Raw genomic sequence first — 17,027 nt, forward strand, 5'->3', positions numbered from 1 at the left:
GGTCAGGGCAGGCGCTGGCGAAGCACCATGGCGGAGAGGAGACCGGCAGCGACGCAGAGAGCACCGAGCATCAGCCACGGCCGGCTGGCGTCGCCACGCGTGGTTTCGAAGCCGATCTGCTCCTCGAGAGTGTTGTAGGCGTCCTCGAGTTCCTCGAGACTCGACGCGGTGAAGAAGCTGCCCCCGGACAGGTTCGCGATCTCTTTGAGGGACGGATCGTCGACAGGAACCGGGATGCGTTCCTCCTCGATCGTGACCGTTCCGGTCGCGGTGCCGAACGAGATCGTCGAGACCGGGATTCCCTTCTCGGCTGCCTGCCTCGCCGCGGTGAAACCTCCCCGCGGGTCGTCGGGGCTCTCGGGCACGGTCTGCTTTCCGTCCGACAGCAGCACGATCCGGGCGGGGGGCGCCTGATCGCTTCCGCCGAGCACAGCGGCCAGGGTGTCGATGGACTGCATCGCCGTGAATATCGCTTCACCGGTGGCGGTGCGCTCACTCAGTTGCAGGTGATCGATCGCCGTCTTGGTCGCTTCCCGGTTGGTCGTCGGCGACACCAGCACCGACGCGGTACCGGAGAACGCGACGAGTCCGAGGTTGATCCCGGGGGTCAGGTCGTCCGCGAACTGCTTCGCCGCTTCCTGCGCGGCGGCGAGCCGGGACGGCGCGACATCGGTCGCCTCCATCGACAGCGACACGTCGATCACCGCGACGACCGTCGCGCGGTTACGCGGCACTCGTTGCTCGGCCGTAGGTCCGGCGAGGGCGACCGTGAGGAAGACCAGACCGGCCAGCAGCAGCGCGACCGGAATGTGGCGGGCACGTCCGGGCCGGTCGGGAGCGACCTTCTCGAGAAGCTCGAAGTTGGTGAACCGCAGCGTGTGGGAGAGCCTGCGGCGCTGCACCAGCACGTAGCCGACGCCGAGGGCGGCAACCACGACCAGGAACAGCAACCACCACGGTGAAGTGAAACCGGAGATGCTCACCGGCCCGCCCTCCCCGTGCCGCCGGCTGCGTAACTGTGCCGGCGAGCCGCGACGAAACGAACCACGTCGCTGATCCAGTCCCGGTCGGTCCGCAAGCTCAGCATCGGGGCCCCGCAACTGCGCATGGCCTGCTGCACCGCAGCGCGATGCTCCGCGGCAGCCTCGGCATAGTCGGCGCGAAGTTGGGGTGTCGTCGTGAATTCACGGGTGCGTCCGGTTTCCGGATCGTGCAGGACGACATCTCCGAGGTCGGGCAGTTCCAGGTCGCGGCGGTCCAGCACCTCGACCGCCAGCAGGTCGTGCCGGCCGGAGAGGGCACGCAACGACCGCTGCCAGTCGAGCGGTCCCAGGAAGTCGCTGATCACGACGGCGAGACCGCGCCGGCGCTGAGGCCGCCGCAGCGCCTCGACCACACCGCGCAGATCACCGCGGGTTCCGTCCGGTGGGTGCGGGATGGTGGCGATGGTGCGCAACATGGATTGGGCGTGGGCCCGTCCCCCGCGCGCGGGAATCCGCACCGTGTCGCGACCGGTGGACACCACGGCGCCGATCCGGTTGCCACCGCCGATCGTCAGATGCGCGATCGCGGCGACCGCTGCGACGACCAGGTCGCGCTTCTCGCACGCCGCGGTGCCGAAATCGAGGCTCGCGGACAGATCGACCGCGAGCCAGGTCTCGAGTTCACGGTCGGCGACGGTCTGCCGCACATGTGGATGGGTGGTGCGGGCGGTGACCGACCAATCCATCTGACGCACGTCGTCGCCCGGCTGGTACTCCCGGGCATCGCCCGGTTCGGACCCCGGTCCGGGGATCAAGCCGAGGTGATCACCGTGCAGGACACCGTCGAGCCGGCGCCGGACGGTCAGTTCCAGGGTGCGCAGCGCAGCAGTCAATGCGGGGTCGCGCAGCTCGCCGGAACGGAACGTGGGTGGCGACCCGTCGCGGGCGGGTTCGCTCACCGTTGCCCTGCACCCCCGTGCGGTCCGGGCGCGGGCACCACAGGAACACCGGGACGCATGGCCGCCGGGGGACCCGTCGGCACGGGCGCCGTGGCCTGAGGGGCGACCTGCGGGAGACCGACCGTCTGCAGGATCTCGGCGATGATGCGATCCGGTGAGACGTCGTCGGCCAGCGCGTCGTACGACAACACCAAGCGGTGACGCAGCACGTCCGGGATGACGTCGATGATGTCCTGCGGGATCACGTAGTCGCGCCCGCGGACGAGAGCGAGTGCGCGGGCTGCGGAAATGATGCCGAGGGTCGCACGCGGAGAGGCGCCGTAGGCGATCCAGCCCTGCACGTCGTGCAGACCCAGTTCGCCCGGCGAACGCGTCGCGAAGATGACCCGCACCACGTAGTCGACGAGCGCATGGTGCACGAACACGCGACTGGCGATCTTCTGCAGTCGCAGCAGTTCCTCACGGGAGAGCACCTGCTTCGGTTCCGGAGCCGCGACTCCCATCCGGTAGACGATCTCGCGTTCTTCCTCGACCGAGGGGTAGTCGACGAGGACCTTGAACAGGAATCGGTCTCGCTGCGCCTCGGGCAGCGGGTAGACGCCTTCGTTCTCGATGGGGTTCTGCGTTGCCATGACCAGGAACGGGTCGGGCATCGGGAACGTCTTGCCACCGATGGTGACGTGCCGTTCCGCCATCACTTCGAGCAGCGCCGACTGCACCTTGGCCGGGGCGCGGTTGATCTCGTCGGCGAGCACGAAGTTCGCGACCACCGGGCCGAGTTCGGTGTCGAACTCTTCGCGGCCCTGCCGGTAGATCCGGGTTCCGACGAGGTCGGTGGGTACCAGGTCGGGAGTGAACTGGACGCGGGAGAAGGATCCGCCGACAACCTTGGCGAACGTCTCGACCGCGAGGGTCTTCGCGACACCCGGCACGCCTTCGAGAAGGACGTGCCCGCGAGCGAGCACTCCGACGAGCATGCGTTCGACGAGGAGATCCTGGCCGACGATCACACGCTTGACCTCGTAGATGGCGCGCTCGAGAAGCCGGACGTCGTCTGCCGGGTCGTAGGCCTTCTCCGGTGCGGCCGCAGCGGGGTCCTTCGACGTGGAGACGGCGGGAGGGGACGCACTCGTCGCACCGGCGGACGGGCCGTGTCCGGCAGCGGGAGTGTTCGCCGCAACGCTGCCCCGTGTGGGAGCGCCGGTGTCCGTCCTGCCGCTACCGGGTCCGCTTTCCGGACGGGCCTTGCCCTGCGGATCCACGTCGTGGCCCTGACCGGCGGCGTTGTTCGAGCCGGCCCCGCCCTTCTGTGCGTCCGCTGCCGTACCCGACGTCCCGCCCTCGCGTGAGGTCACCAAGAATCCACCGCTTTCGCCTACGTTGATCCGCTGGAAATCGCCTGCTGCACCACTATGGCAGGTGTCGATTCAGTGTGTCGTAACGCCAGGCCCGCGGCGTGGGCGAGTCCCACGCCCGTACTGTGCGATCGCGATCACTTCACCGTCAGGACACCATGCGCACCACATATGGTGTCATGCCGTCCCAGCGTACCGGCGAGATCATGACGTGCGAACCCGACTGCGGCGCCTCGAGCATCGTGCCGTCGCCGAGGTACAGGCCCACGTGCTGGCTCGCATTGGGGCCGTAGAAGATCATGTCGCCGCGTCTCATCTCCGACGACGGGATCTGGGTGCCCGCGGTGTACTGATATCCCGTGTAGTGCGGCAGGGAGATCCCGATGCCGGCGAACGCGTAGATCATCAGCCCGGAGCAGTCGAAACCCACCTTGCCGAAATCCCCGTAGCTGTCGGCGACGCCGCCGTCCCGTATCCCCCGGGTCGGTCCGTTCTCGTCTCCCCCGCCCCACGCATACGGGACCCCGATCTGGGACAGGCCCCGGTCGATCACGGTCTCGACCGCCGCAGTGCCGGTGAGGGACGGCGTCGACCGGGTGCGCGGCGTCGACCGCGGAGTCTGCGGTTTCGGCGAGCGAGGTGTCTCGGTGACTTCGTCCGCCGGGTTCACCTCACTACCCGGGCTCGGTGACACGTCCGGATCGAGGTCCTCGTCCGGTACGGCGGCACTCACAGCCGGCGTATCGAGGGCAGGTGCGCTCTCCCCCAAATCGGTGTGGGGACGTCGTCCGTTGGCCAGTTCGGCTGCCCGCGCGAGCGCCGCGTCGTCGGTTGCGACCCGCTGGGCCGCCGCTGCCGCTTCCTCACGCGCCACCTCGGCGGCAGCGGCACGGGCCGCCTCCTCCGCGACACGGCGGCGATCCCACGCCACGTACTCCGCGCGCTGCCCTTCGAGACCGGCGACGTTGGTGCGCGCGAAATCCAGTTCGGCCTGGGCTCCCGCTCGTGCCTGCTCGATGCGGCTCTTTTCTGCGGCTTCCCGGTCGAGGGCATCGCGGGCGACGGCGATCGCACCTTCCGCGTCCACCTTGCGTTGCTCCGCGGCTGCCGCTGCGGCGTCGGCCTCCTGTTTCGCGGCGCGCGCACGGGAATGGGAGTTCGCCTGTTCGGTGCGCGCGCGTTCGAGCGCGTCGAGCACCGCGTCGCGGCCGGTCGAGAGCATGCGCATCACCTGCGCGCGGTCGAGGAGGTCCTCGGGGCCGTCGGTGGACAGGAACGCGGCGAGTGATGTCGCATTCGATCCGCGGGTGTAGCTCTCCCGCGCGAACGAGTCGAAGTCCGACTGCGCGTACGAGATCTGTGCTCCCGCGTCCTGGAGGGCGAGCTGGGAGGACGCCACGGTCTGCGCGGCCGCTGCCACGGCGTCCTGGGCGGAATGGAGGTCGACGAGGGCACGGTTGACGTCCTCGCGTTTGATCGCGACCTGGGCGTCGAGTTCGGCGAGCTGCTGATCTGCGTGGGAGATGCGCACGATCAGTTCACCGATGCGGTCGATCCCGGAGGTCACGGCCGTTCCGGCCGCGTCCAGTTCGGTGTCCGACGGATTGGGCGGTGGCGGTGGCACCGCAGCCGCAGTCGACCCCACGGCGACGAGCACGGTCGTCATCAGCCCGATCCCTGCGAGCAACCGAGAGGCGCGGACGACGTGGCCCGGGCGGGTGCTGCGGAGAGCAGCGGTACTTCGCAGGGGCCGGACAGCGGCACCCTTGTCAACGGACCGCCGGCGTCCGGCAGTGGCAGGCGATGCCGGTCCGCCGGTAGGCGAAGACCGTTGCAGAATCCCCCCGTGAAAACCGAATCGTCTCACTTGCGCTCTCCCTCGGTCGTGCCGACCTGAGAAAACAGTCGGGCCCGACGCCTCGGGGAGCGCACACCGAACACCGCTCGCGGGGTACCCGCGATCGGTCGCTGTACCGGTCCCCAGTCATGGGCAGCGCCCCACGACTGGGCTTGTGACACACCTTCCCCAAGAGCGTCATCTGAACCGTACGACACAGGGGGCGCGTCTCGGGCGACAGTTACAGATTTCGATCAGGGAATGCGGGCCACCCGCGAGCGGACTCCGGTGCCGGACATCCTCTCCGGAACGGGCGAACAGACGGGCGGCGGTGTCGTCGTCAGGTCGTGGGTGTCGTGCCCTCGGCGGGGGCCTGCGCGTGTTCCACCGGAACGGATCGGGCGGCACGCCGGCTCTTCGCCCAGTACGTCGCGCCCGATGCGGCGGCGACGACGAGCACGAGCAGGATCGTCAGCATCGTCCAGGGCGGCGAGGGCTCGATCACCGAGTCGACGAAGTTCTTCGTCGAGACCACCGGGTTTCCGGTGTAGGTATGGTCCTCGGCGGCTTCGAGGGTGACCCGGTCCAGACTGTCGCTGAACGTACCGACCCAGCCGGGGCTGAGGACGAGCACGGTGCCCCCGTCTTCGGCTCCGACCTCGGTGGCGAGGTCACGGAGCTGGGAGTCCATGCGCGGATCCCGATCGATCACCACGACACTCAGGTCGATCCCGTGTTCCTGCGCCCGCGCCACCTCCGCGACCAGATCGTCGACCTGTTCGGGAGGCGCGGAGACCTGGTCGTCGCTCAGGTCGGCGAGGATCGCCTCGACTGTGACCCCCGGAGGGAGATCTGTGGCCGACGGCCCGGGAATTCGTAGCAGTGGCGCAGACATTTCTCTCCGGTAGTGCTGGTCGGGAGCGTGTGCGAGCCCGGCTTCGCCGTGTCGAGCAGTCGGCACAGGGAGCACGCGCTCGCAGGGCAACATCGAACAGTACGCGATTGCGCGCGGGTGGTGCAGCCGCGCCGAGGCCGGCGGGCCCGTCCGATGTGGCGCCGCACACCCCTGGGGGCGCCGTCTTCTCGGTACACTCCCGGCTTTATTACAGGACAAGCGTACTGTTAGACTCTACGGTGAGACGCCACGGCGGCACCGCACAGGAAATTCCTCCTCTGTGGACGCTGTGTGCCTCGCTTCAGCCGTCGACACAGCCCCGTCGGCGGCGAGCCGAAACGACGAGTGGAGCTGACGTGAGCACCAATACTGATTCGTTCGGCGCCAAGGGGACCCTGCAGGTCGGAGATAACTCGTACGAGATCTTCCGCCTGTCGGCCGTCCCCGGCACCGAGAAACTCCCTTACTCCTTGAAGGTTCTCGCCGAGAACCTGCTGCGCACCGAAGACGGTGCCAATATCACCGCCGATCACATCCGCGCCATCGCCAACTGGGATCCCGCAGCCGATCCCAGCATCGAGATCCAGTTCACGCCCGCCCGCGTGATCATGCAGGACTTCACCGGCGTGCCGTGCGTGGTCGACCTCGCCACCATGCGTGAGGCCGTCACCACCCTCGGCGGCGACCCGAACAAGGTCAACCCGCTCTCCCCCGCCGACATGGTCATCGACCACTCGGTCATCCTCGACGTCTTCGGCCGCGCCGACGCGCTCGAGCGCAACGTCGACCTCGAGTACCAGCGCAACGGTGAGCGTTACCAGTTCCTGCGCTGGGGCCAGGGCGCGTTCGACGACTTCAAGGTCGTCCCGCCCGGCATGGGCATCGTCCACCAGGTCAACATCGAGTACCTGGCTCCGACAGTCATGACCCGCAACGGCCAGGCCTACCCCGACACCTGTGTCGGCACCGACTCGCACACCACGATGGTCAACGGACTCGGCGTCCTCGGCTGGGGCGTCGGCGGCATCGAAGCCGAGGCTGCGATGCTCGGCCAGCCGGTCTCCATGCTCATCCCGCGCGTCGTCGGCTTCAAGCTCTCGGGCGAGATCCAGCCCGGCGTGACCGCGACGGACGTCGTGCTCACCGTCACCGAGATGCTGCGTAAGCACGGTGTGGTCGGCAAGTTCGTCGAGTTCTACGGTGCCGGCGTCGCCGAGGTCCCCCTCGCGAACCGCGCCACCCTCGGCAACATGAGCCCCGAGTTCGGTTCCACCGCAGCGATTTTCCCGATCGACGGCGAAACCATCAACTACCTGCGCCTGACCGGCCGCAGCGACGAGCAGCTCGCGCTCGTCGAGGCGTACGCCAAGGAACAGGGCATGTGGCACGACGCCGACAAGGAGCCGGTCTACTCGGAGTACATCGAGCTGGACCTGAGCACCGTCGTTCCGTCGATCGCCGGCCCGAAGCGCCCGCAGGACCGCATCCTGCTCAGCGACTCGAAGCTCGCGTTCCGCCGCGACATCCGCAGCTACGTGGGCGACGAGCAGCCGACCGAGCACAGCCAGCTCGACGAGGCCGTCGAGGAGTCCTTCCCCGCATCGGACCCGGTTGCTCTCTCGTTCGCCGACGACGGTGACGACACCGCGAACCGCGTGCAGTCCGCAGCCAACGGTGCCACCGGCCGACCGTCCAAGCCGGTCACGGTCAAGACGGAGCAGGGCGAGTTCGTCCTCGATCACGGTGCCGTGGTCGTTGCGGGCATCACCTCCTGCACCAACACCTCGAACCCGTCCGTGATGCTCGGCGCAGCGCTGCTCGCCCGCAACGCGGTCGAAAAGGGCCTGGCCTCCAAGCCGTGGGTCAAGACCAACATGGCGCCGGGTTCGCAGGTCGTCTCCGACTACTACGAGAAGGCGGGCCTGTGGCCCTACCTCGAGAAGCTCGGTTTCTACCTCGGTGGCTACGGCTGCACCACGTGCATCGGCAACACCGGTCCGCTGCCGGAGGAAATCTCCAAGGCGATCAACGACAACGACCTCTCGGTCACCGCGGTGCTCTCGGGTAACCGCAACTTCGAGGGTCGCATCTCGCCCGACGTGAAGATGAACTACCTCGCGTCGCCGCCGCTCGTCATCGCGTACGCGCTCGCCGGCACCATGGACTTCGACTTCGAGGCCGACGCCCTGGGCAAGGACAAGGACGGCAACGACGTCTTCCTCAAGGACATCTGGCCGACTGCCCAGGAGATCGACGACACCATCAAGTCGTCGATCAGCCAGGACATGTTCCGCAACTCGTACGCCGACATCTTCAAGGGCGACGAGCGCTGGCAGAACCTGGAGACCCCGGCGGGCGACACCTTCGCGTGGGACGAGAACTCGACCTACGTGCGGAAGCCTCCGTACTTCGACGGCATGACGATGGATCCGGCTCCGGTCACCGACATCAAGGGCGCTCGTGTGCTCGCGCTGCTCGGCGACTCGGTCACGACGGACCACATCAGCCCCGCGGGTCCGATCAAGCCGGGTACCCCGGCCGCTCAGTACCTGGACGAGCACGGCGTCGAGCGCAAGGACTACAACTCGCTCGGTTCGCGTCGCGGTAACCACGAGGTGATGATCCGCGGCACGTTCGCGAACATCCGCCTGAAGAACCAGCTGCTCGACGGTGTGTCCGGTGGCTACACCCGCGACTTCACCCAGGACGGCGCACCGCAGGCGTTCATCTACGACGCGTCGCAGAACTACCAGAAGGCCGGCATCCCGCTGGTCGTCCTGGGCGGCAAGGAGTACGGCTCCGGTTCGTCGCGCGACTGGGCCGCCAAGGGCACCAGCCTGCTCGGCGTCAAGGCCGTCATCACCGAGTCCTTCGAGCGCATCCACCGCTCGAACCTGATCGGTATGGGCGTGGTCCCGCTGCAGTTCCCCGCCGGGGAGTCCGCGGCAAGTCTCGGACTGGACGGCACCGAGGTCTTCGACATCACCGGTATCGAGGCGCTCAACGAGGGCACCACGCCGAGCACCGTGCACGTCACCGCAACCAAGGACGACGGCAGCAAGGTCGAGTTCGACGCGGTCGTGCGCATCGATACGCCGGGTGAAGCGGACTACTACCGCAACGGCGGCATCCTGCAGTACGTGCTGCGCAACATGATCCGGGGCTGACATCCCGATCGGTCGCCCACATCCGCGGGCGACCCACGCTGTGAAGTGACGGCGGGCCCGGGACGTCTCGTCTCGGGCCCGCCGTCCACATCGGGAAAGGACGGTCGCGGTGCCCAAGGTCAGTGAGCACCACCTCGCCGCGCGCCGGAATCAGATCCTCGACGGCGCCCGGCGTTGCTTCGCCGAGTACGGCTACGAGGGCGCAACCGTGCGCCGCCTCGAGGAGGCCACCGGTCTCTCTCGCGGCGCAATCTTCCACCATTTCAAGGACAAGGACGGATTGTTCCTCGCGCTTGCGCAAGAGGACGCGAAGCGGATGGCCGACGTAGCCGCCAACGAAGGCCTCGTGCAGGTCATGCGCGACATGCTGTCCTCGCCCGACCAGTTCGACTGGCTCGGTACCCGGCTCGAGATCACCCGGCGGCTGCGGACCGATCCGGAGTTCGCCAAGAAGTGGACCCAGCATTCGGCGGAACTGACCGCGGCGACCGTCGGGCGTCTGGAACGGCAGCGTGAAGCCGGCCGCCTGCGCGACGATGTGCCCACCGAGGTTCTGGTGGGCTACCTGGACCTGGTGCTCGACGGGCTCATCGCCCGCCTCGCGTCCGGGCACGCCGAAAAGGAACTGTGCGCGGTCCTCGACCTCGTCGAAGAATCGGTGCGTCGCCGGGACTGATCCCGGTGACCTCCGTCAGCTCTTGTCGGCCGTTGCCGCCCGGCGGCGATTCGGCCCACCTCGCCCGCGAAGCTGGACGTCCGACTCCACCAGCACGTTGTGAACGAAGCCGTAGGAACGTCCGGTTTCGTGGGCGAGGGTGCGAATGCTCGCACCTGCCTCGTAGCGGCGTTTGAGTTCTGCTTGCAATCGGTCCCGCGAATCCCCGGTGATCCGGGTTCCCTTCGCGAGCGTCGTCTGACCACGATCGGGATTTCGCACCATCGGTTCCTCCCGGCACCTCGACAAAGGTCCTGGTTCAAGGCTAAAGGACCGAAACGATCACCGAAGCGGATCGGATCGGATCATGCGAGCTGGATGAGCTCCAGGTAGTCCTGCGACCAGTGATCCTCGGTGCCGTCCGGCAGCATGATGACCCGTTCCGGGTTGAGAGCCTCGGCCGCGCCGGGATCGTGCGTGACGAGTACGACCGCACCCTCGTAGCTGCGGAGCGCGTCGAGCACCTGCTCACGAGAGACAGGGTCGAGGTTGTTGGTCGGCTCGTCGAGGAGCAGCACGTTCGCTGCCGACGACACCAGGCCCGCAAGCGCGAGCCGGGTCTTCTCGCCGCCGGACAGCGTGCCGGCCGGCTGATCGAGTTGCGGCCCGGTGAACATGAACGCACCGAGCAGACCGCGCAGATCCTGTTCACCCGCGTCGGGCGCGGCGTGGCGGATGTTCTCCCACACCGACGCCGAGTCGTCGATCGTGTCGTGCTCCTGAGCGAAGTAGCCCACCTTGAGCCCGTGACCGGGGACGAGTTCGCCGAGGTCGGGCTTCTCCGTCCCGGCGAGCAGGCGCAGAAGCGTGGTCTTACCGGCGCCGTTGAGACCGAGGATCACCACGCGGGTGCCCCGGTCGATGGCGAGGTCGACGCCCGTGAAGATCTCGAGCGATCCGTAGACCTTGGTCAGGTTCTTCGCCATGAGAGGCGTCTTGCCGCATGCGGCAGGCGTGGGGAACCGGATCTTCGCGACCTTGTCCGCGACCCGCACGTCGTCGAGATCGTTGAGAAGCTTGTCGGCGCGCTTGGCCATGTTCTGCGCGGCGGTGGCCTTGGTGGCCTTCGCTCCGAGCTTGGCGGCCTGCTTGTGCAGTGCCGACGCCTTCTTCTCCGCGTTGGCGCGCTCGCGGCGTCGACGCTGTTCGTCGGTAGCGCGGGCGTCGAGGTACTTCTTCCAGTCCATGTTGTAGATGTCGGCTTCGCCGCGCACCGCGTCGAGGAACCACACCTTGTTGACGACATCGGCGAGCAGATCCACGTCGTGGCTGATCACGATCAGGCCGCCGTCGTGGCTCTGCAGGAAGCCTCGCAACCAGGTGATGGAGTCGGCGTCGAGGTGGTTCGTCGGCTCGTCCAGCAGCAGCGTCGTGTTGGACTTGCCGCCCGAGCCGTCGGACGCCGCGAACAGAATGCGCGCGAGTTCGACGCGCCGGCGCTGACCGCCGGAGAGCGTGTGCAAGGGCTGGCCGAGGACGCGGTCGGGCAAACCGAGGCTGTGGCAGATGCGGGCGGCCTCGGACTCGGCTACGTATCCGCCGAGCGTCGAGAAGCGTTCCTCGAGGGATCCGTACTTCCGGACGGCTCGGTCGCGGATCTTCTCGTCGACCGATTCCGCCATCAGTGCCTGCTGCTTCTCCATGCTCCGCAGCAGTTCGTCGAGTCCTCGAGCGGAGAGCACTCGGTCCTTCGCGAGGACGTCGAGGTTGCCCTCCTTGGGATCCTGCGGGAGGTAACCCACTTCCCCGGAGCGGATCACGGTGCCGGCGTACGGCTCGCCTTCGCCCGCGAGGATCCGCAGCGTGGTGGTCTTGCCCGCGCCGTTACGCCCCACCAGACCGATCCGATCGCCGGCCTGCACCCGCAGCGCCGACCCGGGCGCGGAGAGCAGGGTCCGCACACCTGCGCGGACTTCGAGATCGGTAGCGGTGATCACAGGCAAGAACTCCTAGACGACGACGGGGTGGGTGCCATGAACCGCGAGGCGGGGCACACGAACTACCCAGTTTACCCTGTTCGTCCGCGTTCTCGGCCGTGAGATGCACTACTACCCACGCGCGAGCGCTGCGGCGGATGCCCCGTCCGGGCGCGCTTCGGCAGAGTGCGCCGGCGCCCGCCTACTCTGTGGTCGTGCCTGTCTCCTCCCCCGCCGACGTCCTGGTCGCCGGGCTCGGTCCGGCGGGGCGGGCAGTCGCCGCCCGCGCCGCCCGCGCCGGCCTCGACGTGATCGCCGTCGATCCCCAACCGTCGCGGCGATGGACCGCGACGTACGGGGCGTGGCGGGACGAACTCCCGCCGTGGCTGCCGGAGCAGGTAACCGCGGTGGAGGTCGCTGCCCCCGCGGTGTGGGCATCAGGGCTCCACGAGTTGACCCGGCCGTACCGGATCCTCGACACAGCACGGCTCCAGGACTGCCTCGATCTCGACGGGGTGTCCGTGGTGCGCGGAATGGTGGACACGATCGACGCGCACAGCGCCGTTCTGAGCACCGGCGACCGGGTTCTCGCCCGGTACATGATCGACGCGCGGGGGGTGCCGGCAGGCCCGGATCGCGCCGCGCAAACCGCCTTCGGGCGGGTGTTCGACGACGCCACCGCCGCATCCGCCCTGGAAGGGCAGCAGGCCTGGTTCATGGATTGGCGGCGCGACAACGGCACCGACTCCTCCGATGTCCCGTCGTTCCTGTACGCGATGCCGCTGGGCGGCGGCCTCACCCTCCTCGAGGAAACCTGCCTGGTGGGGCGACCACCTCTGACGCTCCCGGAGTTGCAGCGACGACTCGACATCCGGCTGGCGGCGCGGGGCGTCGCGGCCGGGGACTCGGGACGGATCGAGAAGGTGCGGTTCGCTGTGGAAGGCATCCGTAGCGAGGCCGGGGTGGTCGGATTCGGCGCGCGGGGCGGGCTCATGCACCCCGCGACCGGCTATGCCGTCGCGACGGCTCTCTCCACGGCGGATGCCCTCGTCGACGCCGTGCTCGCCGGGTCCGATCCTCAGCGGGTGCTGTGGCCGGTGTCTGCCCGCGGTGTCGGCGCGCTGCGTGCGCTGGGGTTACGTGTTCTGCTCCGACTCGACGCGCAGTCCGCCGCAGCCTTCTTCGACGTGTTCTTCGATCTGCCCACCGAGCAACAGCGGGCCTACCTCTCGGGCCGCGAGGATCTCGCGGCTGTCGCCGGCACGATGTGGACACTGTTCCGACGTCTGCCGGGACCCTTGCGCGGCGCTATTCTGCGCTCGGTGTGGTGACGCACGTCTCTACGACACCCGGACCGATTTCCGCTTCTTTTCAGCGCATGTCCGGATCGTCGATCATGATGGAGAGATGCGGTCGATTTGGAAAGGCGCCATCGCGTTCGGCCTCGTCAACGTGCCGGTCAAAGTGTATTCGGCCACCGAGTCCCACGACATCAAGTTCCACCAGGTGCACGCCAAGGACGGCGGACGCATCAAGTACCAGCGCGTGTGTTCCGAATGCGGCGAAGTAGTCCCGTTCCAGGAGATCGACAAGGCGTACGACTCCGACAACGGTGAGCGGGTCGTCCTGACCGACGAGGACTTCGAGAAGCTGCCCGCAGCGGAGAAACACGAGATCCCGGTGCTGGAATTCGTGCCCTCCGAGCAGATCGACCCGATGCTCTTCGAGAAGTCGTACTACCTCGAACCGGATTCCACGTCGCCGAAGGCGTACGCCCTGCTGGCCGCGACCCTCGAGCAGAGCGACCGGATCGCTCTGGTGCATTACACGCTGCGGCAGCGCACCCGGCTCGCCGCACTGCGTAACCGGGACGGATTGCTGGTGTTGCAGACGCTCTTGTGGCCGGACGAGGTCCGCGCCGCCGAGTTTCCGTCGCTCGAGGGGGTCGAGAAGCCGAAGCCGCGAGAACTGGCGATGGCGGAGACACTCGTCGAGTCGATGTCGGGCGATTTCGATCCCACCGAGTTCACCGACGAATACCAAGTCGAACTGCGGGCACTGATCGACGACTCCCTCGCGCGTGGCGGCGAGAAGGTGTTCCAGGTGGCCGAACCGGACTCCGGCGGTGAGGATGCCGAAGTGCTCGATCTGGTTGCCGCGCTCCAGCGAAGCGTCGAGGCCGCGGGCACGGGGTCCGGTCGCGCGTCCGGCAAGGCGTCGGAGGGAAAGTCGTCCGGGTCGTCCTCTGCGAAGAAGACCACCGCGAAGAAGACAGCAGCCAAGAACGCCGGCGGTAAAGAATCGTCGAGCGACGGGTCTGCGGCGAAGAAGACGACCGCAAAGAAAACCCCGGCGAAGAAGACTGCCGCCAAGAAGGCGCCGGCGAAGAAGAGCAGCGAACGCAAAGGCGCGTGACGCCGGGCGGATCCGACGACGGCCGCCCGCGTCGGTTCAGTCCATCGACTCCCCGAGTCGCTGCAGCAGGACAGTGAGTTCGCGAATGTCCGCGGCCTCCCAACCCGACAACCGCCGACGCCACAGTTCGGTCTCGTCGCCCAGAATCTCGTCGAGTTTGCGTCGGCAATCCGGGTCGAGTGCCACCAGGCGGGCACGCGCGTCGTCCGGGTCGGGGATGCGTTCGACCAGCCCGAGGCGTGCAGCACTGTCGATGCGGCGCGTCAACGTCGATTTCTCGATCGCCAACTCTGCGAGCAGATCCGACATCGCGACCGCGTCGGCACGACGCAGCATCAGCAACATCGGGTAGCAGACCGGGTCCAGCTTCGGGTGCACGGCGCGGGCCCGCTCGGCAATCAGCCGCCGGAAGCGCCGTACCACCGCGATCATCTCGTGCTCGAGCGCGACGACGGGATCGGCGACTACCCCGTCGCCCGGTCCGGGCTGGACGCTACTGCCCGATCGGGGCTGGACGCTACTGCCCGGACCGGGCGAGAGGCTACCGCCGTCCTCGTCTGCTCGGAAATCCGTGTCGGTCACGAAGATCCGCGTCTGTCACACGGTGAAGCCGAGCGCGCGCAGCTGCTCGCGACCGTCATCGGTGATCTTGTCGGGGCCCCACGGCGGCATCCACACCCAGTTGATGCGGAGGTCGGGGCACAGGCCGCTGCGCACCAGCGCATTGCGTGCCTGGTCCTCGATCACATCGGTGAGCGGGCATGCGGCCGAGGTGAGAGTCATGTCGACCGTGACGGCGTCTTCGGACTCGGAGATGCCGTACACCAGCCCGAGGTCGACCACGTTGATGCCGAGCTCCGGGTCGACGACATCGCGCATCGCCTCTTCGAGCTCGTCGAGCCGTACCGGATCCAACGGTGGCACGGTGTCGGCCACCAGCGTCGTGGTGTCTCCGCTGGTGTCGCCGGATGCGGGTGTTGCAGCGGCGCTCTCGGAGTTCGAGGTGCCGGGCGCGGGTTCTGTCATCGGTTCTGTCCTCCGCTCGAAACGGTGTCGGCGTCGCCGGTCCCGGAACCGGCAGCGTCGCTGCTCCGGTCCACGATCTGCGCGACGGCGTCCTTGAAAGCCATCCAGCCCAGCAGCGCGCACTTGACGCGTGCCGGGTACTTCGACACACCGGCGAAGGCTATGCCGTCACCGAGCACGTCCTCGTCACCTTCGACGGTGCCTCGACTACCCACCATCTCGACGAAGCTGTCGACCGTCGCGAGTGCGTCGACGACGGGCATCCCGATCACCTGGTCGGTGAGAACCGAGGTGGCGGCCTGGCTGATCGAACAGCCCTGACCGTCGTACGACACGTCGGCCACCGCACCGCCGTCGAGATGCACGCGCAGTGTCACCTCGTCGCCGCACGTGGGATTGACGTGGTGCACCTCTGCGCCGTACGGCTCTCGCAACCCACGGTGATGCGGGCGCTTGTAATGGTCCAGGATGACCTCCTGGTACATCTGCTCCATCCGCATCAGCCACGCTCCCCGAAGAATTCCTGAGCGCGCCGCACGGCTGCGCCGAGCGCCCGAACCTCGTCGAGCGTGTTGTACACCGCGAACGACGCGCGAGCAGTCGCCGCGACCCCGAAGCGGCGGTGCAGCGGCCACGCGCAGTGATGACCCACCCGGATCTCCACGCCCTCGTCGTCGAGGATCTGCCCGAGATCGTGGGCATGGATGCCGTCGACGACGAACGACACTGCGCCGCCACGTTGCTCGGCGGTGGTGGGCCCGATGATGCGCACACCGGCGATGTCACCGAGTTCGGTGAGCGCCGCGGCAGTCAACTCGTGCTCGTGCGCTGCCACCGCATCCATGCCGATGTCCTGCAGGTACCGCACTGCGGCACCGAGCCCGACGGCCTGCGACGACATCGGCGACCCGGCCTCGAATCGCTGCGGGGGTGCCGCGAACGTGGTGGCGTCCATCGTGACGGTCTCGATCATCGAGCCACCGGTGATGAACGGCGGAACGTCGGCGAGCAGGTCGCGGCGGCCGTACAGCACGCCGATCCCGGACGGGCCGAGCATCTTGTGCCCGGAGAACGCGGCGAAGTCGACGCCGAGTTCCCGGAAGTCCACGGCCGCGTGCGGCACCGACTGGCAGGCGTCGAGCACGACGAGCGCGCCGACCGCCCGTGCACGCCGGACGATCTCCTCGACGGGTGCGACGGCGCCGGTGACGTTGGACTGGTGAGAGAACGCCACCACCTTGACGGCGTCGGTGAGCTCGAGCGAGTCCAGGTCGATCCGGCCCTCGTCCGTGACGCCGTACCAGCGCAGGGTCGCGCCGGTACGCCGCGCGAGTTCCTGCCAGGGCACGAGGTTCGCATGATGCTCGAGTTCGGTGACCACGATCTCGTCACCGGGGCCGAGCGCGTGCGGAAAACGATCGTCGCCGAACGCGTACGCCACCAGGTTGAGCGCCTCGGTGGCGTTCTTGGTGAACACCACCTCGTCGGCGTCGACACCGACGAAGCCGGCGATGACGGCGCGAGCACCTTCGTACGCGTCCGTCGCTTCCTCCGACAACGCATGCGCGCCTCGGTGGACCGCAGCGTTGCACGTCGTGAGGAACTCACGTTCGGCGTCGAGGACCTGGACGGGCCGCTGCGACGTCGCACCCGAGTCTAGGTAGACCAGTGGCTTGTCGTCGCGCACCGTCCGCCCGAGGATCGGGAAGTCGGCCCTGATCCGGGCGACGTCGAGCGTCCGCACCGGCACCGTCATCCG

The 17,027-nt window shown here is 68.0% G+C and carries 15 protein-coding genes; 4 read left to right on the forward strand and 11 right to left on the reverse strand.

Features of this window, described 5'->3' with window-relative positions; translation table 11 throughout:
- Nucleotides 1-2: 2 nt before the first annotated feature.
- The 5 genes from ACFWU2_RS09600 to ACFWU2_RS09620 form a co-directional block, all read right to left on the reverse strand.
- Nucleotides 3-983 carry a VWA domain-containing protein gene (locus ACFWU2_RS09600; RefSeq protein WP_378604495.1) on the reverse strand — a complete coding sequence of 327 codons (981 nt, stop codon included), beginning with the start codon at nucleotides 981-983 and terminating at the stop codon, nucleotides 3-5.
- Nucleotides 980-1,942, reverse strand: a complete 963-nt coding sequence (locus ACFWU2_RS09605) for a DUF58 domain-containing protein (protein WP_378604498.1) — start codon at nucleotides 1,940-1,942, stop codon at nucleotides 980-982. The genes ACFWU2_RS09600 and ACFWU2_RS09605 overlap by 4 nt, the downstream gene beginning before the upstream one ends.
- On the reverse strand, nucleotides 1,939-3,204 hold the full coding sequence (locus ACFWU2_RS09610) for an AAA family ATPase (RefSeq protein WP_378605176.1): 1,266 nt from the start codon (nucleotides 3,202-3,204) through the stop codon (nucleotides 1,939-1,941). Before ACFWU2_RS09610 ends, ACFWU2_RS09605 begins: the two co-directional genes overlap by 4 nt.
- Nucleotides 3,205-3,445: 241 nt before the next feature.
- Nucleotides 3,446-4,963 (reverse strand): NlpC/P60 family protein, encoded by a 1,518-nt coding sequence (locus tag ACFWU2_RS09615; RefSeq protein ID WP_378604501.1) that lies wholly within the window; start codon nucleotides 4,961-4,963, stop codon nucleotides 3,446-3,448.
- A 511-nt stretch (nucleotides 4,964-5,474) separates the two neighbouring features.
- Nucleotides 5,475-6,029, reverse strand: a complete 555-nt coding sequence (locus tag ACFWU2_RS09620) for a DUF6676 family protein (protein ID WP_378604504.1) — start codon at nucleotides 6,027-6,029, stop codon at nucleotides 5,475-5,477.
- 356 nt (nucleotides 6,030-6,385) lie between these two features.
- Here ACFWU2_RS09620 and ACFWU2_RS09625 point away from each other — a divergent pair, with 356 nt between their 5' ends.
- Both ACFWU2_RS09625 and ACFWU2_RS09630 read left to right on the forward strand, forming a co-directional pair.
- The gene (locus ACFWU2_RS09625) at nucleotides 6,386-9,196 is read left to right on the forward strand and encodes an aconitate hydratase (protein WP_378604507.1); all 2,811 of its coding nucleotides are present in this window, start codon (nucleotides 6,386-6,388) and stop codon (nucleotides 9,194-9,196) included.
- A gap of 109 nt (nucleotides 9,197-9,305) precedes the next feature.
- Entirely contained in the window at nucleotides 9,306-9,872 is a 567-nt protein-coding gene (locus ACFWU2_RS09630; protein WP_378604510.1) for a TetR/AcrR family transcriptional regulator, read from the forward strand.
- A 15-nt stretch (nucleotides 9,873-9,887) separates the two neighbouring features.
- Here the strand turns inward: ACFWU2_RS09630 and ACFWU2_RS09635 are convergent, their stop codons facing one another.
- Entirely contained in the window at nucleotides 9,888-10,136 is a 249-nt protein-coding gene (locus ACFWU2_RS09635; protein WP_378604513.1) for a helix-turn-helix domain-containing protein, read from the reverse strand.
- Between the two features lie 80 nt (nucleotides 10,137-10,216).
- A complete protein-coding gene (locus ACFWU2_RS09640; RefSeq protein WP_378604516.1) occupies nucleotides 10,217-11,848 on the reverse strand; it encodes an ABC-F family ATP-binding cassette domain-containing protein in 1,632 nt (543 codons plus the stop codon).
- 194 nt (nucleotides 11,849-12,042) lie between these two features.
- Here ACFWU2_RS09640 and ACFWU2_RS09645 point away from each other — a divergent pair, with 194 nt between their 5' ends.
- Both ACFWU2_RS09645 and ACFWU2_RS09650 read left to right on the forward strand, forming a co-directional pair.
- The gene (locus tag ACFWU2_RS09645; RefSeq protein ID WP_378604519.1) at nucleotides 12,043-13,158 is read left to right on the forward strand and encodes a lycopene cyclase family protein; all 1,116 of its coding nucleotides are present in this window, start codon (nucleotides 12,043-12,045) and stop codon (nucleotides 13,156-13,158) included.
- A 76-nt stretch (nucleotides 13,159-13,234) separates the two neighbouring features.
- Nucleotides 13,235-14,242 (forward strand): Ku protein, encoded by a 1,008-nt coding sequence (locus tag ACFWU2_RS09650; protein ID WP_378604522.1) that lies wholly within the window; start codon nucleotides 13,235-13,237, stop codon nucleotides 14,240-14,242.
- Between the two features lie 36 nt (nucleotides 14,243-14,278).
- Here ACFWU2_RS09650 and ACFWU2_RS09655 read toward each other — a convergent pair whose 3' ends face one another.
- The 4 genes from ACFWU2_RS09655 to ACFWU2_RS09670 are packed head-to-tail and all read right to left on the reverse strand — an operon-like array spanning nucleotide 14,279 to nucleotide 17,024.
- On the reverse strand, nucleotides 14,279-14,824 hold the full coding sequence (locus ACFWU2_RS09655; protein ID WP_378604525.1) for a MarR family winged helix-turn-helix transcriptional regulator: 546 nt from the start codon (nucleotides 14,822-14,824) through the stop codon (nucleotides 14,279-14,281).
- Nucleotides 14,825-14,839: 15 nt separating this feature from the next.
- A complete protein-coding gene (locus tag ACFWU2_RS09660; RefSeq protein WP_378604528.1) occupies nucleotides 14,840-15,268 on the reverse strand; it encodes a metal-sulfur cluster assembly factor in 429 nt (142 codons plus the stop codon).
- Nucleotides 15,265-15,768, reverse strand: a complete 504-nt coding sequence (gene sufU / locus ACFWU2_RS09665; RefSeq protein WP_378604531.1) for a Fe-S cluster assembly sulfur transfer protein SufU — start codon at nucleotides 15,766-15,768, stop codon at nucleotides 15,265-15,267. Before sufU ends, ACFWU2_RS09660 begins: the two co-directional genes overlap by 4 nt.
- Nucleotides 15,768-17,024 (reverse strand): cysteine desulfurase, encoded by a 1,257-nt coding sequence (locus ACFWU2_RS09670; RefSeq protein WP_378604534.1) that lies wholly within the window; start codon nucleotides 17,022-17,024, stop codon nucleotides 15,768-15,770. Before ACFWU2_RS09670 ends, sufU begins: the two co-directional genes overlap by 1 nt.
- Between the last annotated feature and the right edge of the window lie 3 nt (nucleotides 17,025-17,027).

The sequence above is a fragment of the Rhodococcus sp. NPDC058639 genome (assembly GCF_042717545.1).
Lineage (GTDB): Bacteria > Actinomycetota > Actinomycetes > Mycobacteriales > Mycobacteriaceae > Rhodococcus.

What these genes read in the sequence shown, in the direction of transcription:
- ACFWU2_RS09615 (WP_378604501.1), bottom strand. Translation starts at nt 4,963, where the DNA reads ATGACGACCGTGCTCGTCGCCGTGGGGTCGACTGCGGCTGCGGTGCCA.
- ACFWU2_RS09620 (WP_378604504.1), bottom strand. Translation starts at nt 6,029, where the DNA reads ATGTCTGCGCCACTGCTACGAATTCCCGGGCCGTCGGCCACAGATCTC.
- ACFWU2_RS09635 (WP_378604513.1), bottom strand. Translation starts at nt 10,136, where the DNA reads ATGGTGCGAAATCCCGATCGTGGTCAGACGACGCTCGCGAAGGGAACC.
- ACFWU2_RS09650 (WP_378604522.1), top strand. Translation starts at nt 13,235, where the DNA reads ATGCGGTCGATTTGGAAAGGCGCCATCGCGTTCGGCCTCGTCAACGTG.
- ACFWU2_RS09660 (WP_378604528.1), bottom strand. Translation starts at nt 15,268, where the DNA reads ATGACAGAACCCGCGCCCGGCACCTCGAACTCCGAGAGCGCCGCTGCA.
- sufU (WP_378604531.1), bottom strand. Translation starts at nt 15,768, where the DNA reads ATGCGGATGGAGCAGATGTACCAGGAGGTCATCCTGGACCATTACAAG.
- ACFWU2_RS09670 (WP_378604534.1), bottom strand. Translation starts at nt 17,024, where the DNA reads ATGACGGTGCCGGTGCGGACGCTCGACGTCGCCCGGATCAGGGCCGAC.